This is a genomic window from Streptomyces niphimycinicus, from assembly GCF_018883605.1.
Lineage (GTDB): Bacteria > Actinomycetota > Actinomycetes > Streptomycetales > Streptomycetaceae > Streptomyces > Streptomyces niphimycinicus.
Genome location: NZ_JAHLEM010000117.1, coordinates 1 through 5,807 on the forward strand (window position 1 = coordinate 1; position 5,807 = coordinate 5,807).

At 69.4% G+C, this 5,807-nt stretch carries 6 protein-coding genes; 4 read left to right on the top strand and 2 right to left on the bottom strand.

Annotated features, from left to right (window positions below; genetic code table 11):
• Positions 1–873, bottom strand: an 873-nt coding sequence (locus KN815_RS13320) for an ABC transporter permease (RefSeq protein WP_216342036.1), incomplete at its 3' end; no start/stop codon positions are given.
• A 7-nt stretch (positions 874–880) separates the two neighbouring features.
• On the bottom strand, positions 881–1,891 hold the full coding sequence (locus tag KN815_RS13325; RefSeq protein ID WP_216342039.1) for a sugar ABC transporter substrate-binding protein: 1,011 nt from the start codon (positions 1,889–1,891) through the stop codon (positions 881–883).
• 282 nt (positions 1,892–2,173) lie between these two features.
• Between KN815_RS13325 and iolC the strand changes: the two genes are divergently transcribed.
• The 4 genes from iolC to KN815_RS13345 form a co-directional block, all read left to right on the top strand.
• Positions 2,174–3,121 (top strand): 5-dehydro-2-deoxygluconokinase, encoded by a 948-nt coding sequence (iolC, locus tag KN815_RS13330; RefSeq protein ID WP_216342040.1) that lies wholly within the window; start codon positions 2,174–2,176, stop codon positions 3,119–3,121.
• A gap of 87 nt (positions 3,122–3,208) precedes the next feature.
• On the top strand, positions 3,209–4,096 hold the full coding sequence (locus tag KN815_RS13335) for a Cgl0159 family (beta/alpha)8-fold protein (protein ID WP_216342042.1): 888 nt from the start codon (positions 3,209–3,211) through the stop codon (positions 4,094–4,096).
• 29 nt (positions 4,097–4,125) lie between these two features.
• Positions 4,126–5,118, top strand: a complete 993-nt coding sequence (gene iolB / locus KN815_RS13340; protein ID WP_253208943.1) for a 5-deoxy-glucuronate isomerase — start codon at positions 4,126–4,128, stop codon at positions 5,116–5,118.
• A partial coding sequence (locus KN815_RS13345; protein WP_253208944.1) for a thiamine pyrophosphate-binding protein occupies positions 5,115–5,807 on the top strand: 693 nt, incomplete at its 3' end. The genes iolB and KN815_RS13345, both read left to right, overlap by 4 nt.

Below are 5,807 nucleotides of genomic sequence, written 5' to 3' on the forward strand. Positions count from 1 at the left end.
CACGGCCGCGATGATGTAGTAGAACTCGTTGCCGACGCCCTCGCCGGCCTGCACGGTGTTGTACTCGAAGAGCAGATGCATGCCGACGAACCAGGCCGCGAAGCCCACCGTCATAAAGAGGGCGATCTTGGTGAGGTTCACCGGTACGCCCACGGCCCGGGCGCTCTCCTTCGAACCACCGGCCGCGAAGATCCAGTTGCCGAACTTGGTGCGCAGCAGCACCCAGGTGGCGATGGCGGCGAAGACCAGCCACCACAGCACGGTGATCTTCACACTGACACCGAAGATGTCGATCTCGGAGGCGAAGAGCGACTTGGCCTGGTCGAAGCCGTCCATGTCGGTGATGGAGTCGGTGGCGACATTGTCGGTCAGCAGCTTGGTGATGGCCAGATTGGCGCCCTGGAGCATCAGGAAGCTGGCGAGGGTGACCAGGAAGCTGGGCAGCCCGGTCTTGATCAGCAGCAGTCCGTTGATCAGCCCCACGGCGAGCGAGACCAGCAGGGCGACGATCACGCCCACCCACACATTGGCGGTGAGCTGGAAGCTGAGCATGCTCGCGGTCAGCGCCGAGGAGGTGACGGCGACCCCGGCCGACAGGTCGAACTCACCGCCGATCATCAGCAGGGAGACGGCGAGCGCCATGATCCCCATGGTGGACGCCTGGTAGAGGACGGTGGCGAAGGAGTCGGCCTGGCGGAAGGTGGGGGCGGCGACGAAGAAGAAGAGATAGACGCCGATGGCCGCGACCAGCGCCCCGATCTCGGGGCGGGCCAGCGCCCGCCGGGCCAGCGAGCGCTCGGCGGTGCGGCTCTTCGGCGGGGCCGCGGGGGCGGCGGGCCCGGTGGCGGCCGCCGGGGTGGCGGTATGGGTCATGGCCGGGTCACCGCGTTCCGTTCTTGGCGAACTTGGCGATGGTGTCCACGTTCTCCTTGGTGACGAACGCGGGCCCGGTCAGTACGGGCTTCTCCCCGCCGCCGCTGAAGTTGCCGTTGTTCTTGAAGAGCCACAGGGAGTCGATGGACAGATAGCCCTGGAGATAGGGCTGCTGATCGACGGCGAACTGCACATCACCGCTCTGGACGGCGGAGACGAGGTCCTTGTTGAGGTCGAAGGTGGCGACCTTGGCCTTGCCGCCCGCGTCCTTGGCGGACTGGACGGCGGTCAGGGCGAACGGGGCGCCCAGGGTGACGACATAGTCGATGCTCGAATCCTGCTTGAGCTTCGCGGCGATGGTCGACTTGACCGACGGCATATCGGTGCCGTTGACGTAGAGCGTGTCCGTCTTGCCCTTGAAGGTCTTCTTCACACCCGCGCAGCGGGCTTCGAGGGCGACATGGCCCTGTTCCTGGATCACACAGATGTTGTGCTTGGCGCCGATCTCGTTGAGATGTTTGCCGAATGCCTGGCCCGCGATGTTCTCGTCCTGGCCGAAGTACTCCAGCAGGCCCAGGTCCTTCCACTGGTCGAGCCCGGCGTTGAAGGCGACGACCGGGATCCCGGCCTTCTCCGCCTTGGCTATCGCGCCCTTCATGGCGTCGGGCTTGGCGAGGGTGACGGCGATGCCGTCGACCTTCTGGTTGATCGCGTTCTGGATCAGGTTGGCCTGGTCGGCTCCGTTGGGGTTGCTGGAGTAGACGAGGTCGACATTGTCCTTGGCCGCCGCGGACTTGGCGCCCTTGCGCACGGTGTCCCAGAAGGTGTCGCCGGGGGCCGCGTGAGTGATCATCGCGATCCTCAGCCGCGGGGTGTCGGCCTTCCCGGCCGCGAGGCCGGAGTCGGCTTCCTGGGCCTTCTTGCCGCCCTGGCTGCTGCATCCCGCTGCCAGCAGGACGGCGGCGGTGGCGAGCGCGGCGAGGCCCGCTCTGCGGGGTCGATTGAGTCTGAGGTCCATCCGTTCCAGCACCTCTCAAGGCAGGTCCGTCGTGTTGGCACGGCCGTTGCAGAACGGGAGCCAACTCCCCGCGACTGTCCTCTGTCAAGGCTTTGTCATGACAACATTTCATCTGGACGTAACGACGGGATAACATCCCCTGTGGCCCCGGATGATTACGTCAGTATGTAAGGACAAAGCCTTGACAGTGGCTGGGGGACACGTCTAGACCTGAAGGGCCGGGGCATCTCCCGGAGTTCTGTGCACCAGACCCTGAGCTGCGTCTTTCCCGAAGGGGCAGGCATGAGTGAGCCGTACGACCTGATCACGATGGGCCGCATCGGAGTGGACCTGTATCCGCTCCAGACCGGTGTGCCACTGCCGCAGGTCGAATCGTTCGGAAAGTTTCTCGGCGGCTCGGCGACCAATGTCGCGGTCTCCGCGGCCCGCTTCGGCCACCGCTCCGCGGTGATCAGCCGCACCGGGGCGGATCCGTTCGGCGACTACATCCACCAGGAGCTGCGGGCCTTCGGAGTGGACGACCGCTTCGTCACCCCCGTCGAGCAGTACCCCACCCCCGTCACCTTCTGCGAGATCTTCCCGCCCGACGACTTCCCGCTGTACTTCTACCGCCGCCCCAAGGCGCCCGATCTGGAGATCCACCCCGCCGAGCTGGACCTCGACGCCATCCGCGCCACCCGGATCTTCTGGATGACCGGCACCGGGCTCAGCGAGGAGCCCAGCCGCACCAGCACCCTCGCCGCACTCGCCGCCCGCGCCAAGAGCGGCACCACCGTCTTCGACCTGGACTGGCGGCCGATGTTCTGGGCCGACCCGGAGACCGCCCGGCCCTTCTACGCCGAGGCGCTGCGCCATGCGACCGTCGCCGTCGGCAACGTGGACGAATGCGAGATCGCCACCGGTGCGCGCGAGCCCAAGGCATGCGCGCAGGCGCTGCTGGACGCGGGCGTGGAGCTGGCCGTCGTCAAACAGGGCCCGCGCGGGGTGCTCGCCGTGCACCGCGACGGCACCACCGCCGAGGTCCCGCCCGTCCCGGTCGAGGTGGTCAACGGACTCGGCGCGGGCGACGCGTTCGGCGGCGCCCTGTGCCACGGACTGCTCTCCGGCTGGCCCTTGGAGCGCGTCATGCGGTACGCCAACGCGTCGGGCGCCATTGTCGCGTCCCGCCTCGCCTGCTCCTCCGCGATGCCCACGGAAGCGGAGGTCGAGGCCCTGCTGGGTGGGGGCTGACCCCGGGCGCCAGGCGCTCCCCTCGTCCGGTCACGCGGTCCCCGCGCTCCGTGTGCCCTTCATGAATCGCGAATGCGAGGAAGAATCTTGAGTATCAGCGTTTCCGACCTCGTGACGGTGCGGAGCCGCCACCCGGAGGCCATCGCCGAGGCGGCCGCCCGCCGGGTCCGCCGCCCCCTCATCGGTGACAGCGGCCGTCTGATGATCGTGGCCGCCGATCACCCGGCGCGCGGCGCCCTCGCCGTCGGCGGCCACAAGCTGGCCATGGCCAACCGGGTCGAGCTGCTGGAGCGGCTGTGCGTGGCGCTGTCCCGGCCCGGGGTCGACGGGGTGCTCGCCACCGCCGACATCCTCGAGGACCTGCTGCTGCTCGGCGCCCTCGAGGGCAAGGTCGTCATGGGCTCGATGAACCGTGGCGGCCTCGCCGGGGCCTCGTTCGAGCTCGACGACCGGTTCACCGGGCACCGCCCCCAGGACCTGACCCGGCTGCGCTTCGACGCCGGCAAGCTGCTGCTGCGCATCGACTACGACGACGCCGGTTCGCTGACCACCATGGTCACCACGGCCCGCGCCATCGACGAGATGGCCGAGCGGCGGCTGCCGGTCTTCGTCGAGCCGTTCATCTCCCGGCGCACGGGCGGGAAGGTCGTCAACGATCTGAGCGCCGAGGCCGTCACCAAGTCCATAGCCATCGCCTCCGGGCTCGCCGGAACCTCCGCCTACACCTGGCTGAAGGTGCCGGTCACCAACGACGCCGACGAGATGGCGGCGGTGATGGAGACCAGCACCCTGCCGGCGGTGTTGCTCGGCGGCGACGTGGGCAAGTCTCCGCAGGACCAGGAGGAGGCGTACGAGAAGTGGCGCAAGGCGCTGGGGCTGCCCACCGTGCAGGGGCTGGTCGTCGGGCGCTCCCTGCTCTATCCGGCGGAGGGCAGCGTCGAGACCGCCGTGGACACCGCTGTCGGCCTGTTGTGACGCTGTAAGAAAGGCAGAGAGGTCACGCCATGACCACCAACGATCCGTTGCCCGGCTTCCATGTGCAGGCCGGCAAGGCGGCCGACGGCCCCTACGCCGTGGACATCAGCCCCGAGCGGGCCGGCTGGGGCTACTCCAGCCTGCGGATTCTCGAACTGCCGCCCGGCGGTTCGCACTCCCTGGCCACCGGTGACAGCGAGTGGATCCTGCTGCCGCTGAGCGGCGGCTGCACCGTGATCGCCGAGGGCGAGAGCTTCGAACTGCACGGCCGGGAGAGCGTGTTCAGCGGGGTCAGCGACTTCGTCTATCTGCCGCGCGACTCCCACGCCCAGATCGCCAGCGGGGCGGGCGGCCGCTTCGCGCTCACCGGCGCCCGCTGCGAGCGGCGGCTGCCCGCGCGCTACGGACCGGCCTCCGCCGTCCCCGTCGAGCTGCGCGGCAGCGGCAACTGCTCGCGCCAGGTGAACAACTTCGCCGCGGCGGCCCCCGCCGGAGGCGGAACATCAGGCGGGGGTTTCGAATGCGACAAGCTGATCGCCGTCGAGGTGCTCACCCCGGGCGGCAACTGGTCCTCGTACCCGCCGCACAAGCACGACCAGTGCCGCCCCGGCGAGGAGAGCGAGCTGGAGGAGATCTACTACTTCGAGATCGCCGAGGCCCACGGCAACGAGGGCATCGGCTATCAGCGGGTCTCCCCGTCGGGCCACGGCCGCGGCACCGACGTGCTCGCCGAGGTCCGCTCCGGGGACACCGTCCTGATCCCCGACGGCTGGCACGGCCCCTCCATCGCCGCCCCCGGCCATGACATGTACTACCTCAATGTCATGGCGGGCCCGGAGGAGGAGCGCGCCTGGCTCATCTGCGACCACCCCGACCACGGCTGGATCCGCTCCACCTGGCCGGATCAGCCCGTCGACCCCCGGCTGCCCCTCTATCAAGCACCCGATCAAGCACCTGATCAAGCACCCGAGCAGGCACCCGGCCAAGGACCCGATCAAGCATCCGCTGGAGACCCACGATGACCGCTTCGGCAGTGCGCCGTCTGACCGTCGCCCAGGCGCTGGTGGAGTTCCTGGCCCACCAGTACACCGAGCGGGACGGGCAGCGGCATCGCCTGATCAACGCCACCTGGGGCATCTTCGGCCATGGCAATGTGGCCGGGCTCGGCCAGGCGCTGCTGGAGTCCGGGCCGGAGACCATGCCGTATCTCCAGGGCCGTAACGAGCAGGCGATGGTGCATGCCGCGGTCGGCTACGCCCGCCAGAACAACCGGCTCGCCGCCCAGGCCGTCACCACCTCCATCGGCCCCGGTGCCACCAACCTCGTCACCGGCGCGGCGCTCGCCACCGTCAACCGGCTGCCGGTGCTGCTGCTGCCCGGCGACATCTTCGCCACCCGGCCCGCCGATCCGGTGCTTCAGCAGCTCGAAGTCCCGTACGCGGGCGACATCTCGGTGAACGACGCGCTGCGCCCGGTCTCCCGCTACTTCGACCGGGTGATGCGCCCCGAGGCGCTGATCCCGGCCGCGCTCCAGGCCATGCGGGTGCTGGCCGACCCGGCCGAGACCGGCGCCGTCACCCTGGCCCTGCCGCAGGACGTCCAGGCGGAGGCGTTCGACTGGCCGGAGGAGTTCTTCGCCGACCGGGTCTGGCATGTCCGCCGCCCCGCCCCCGAAGCGGCCGAGGTGGCCGCCGCCGCGCGGGCGGTCCGC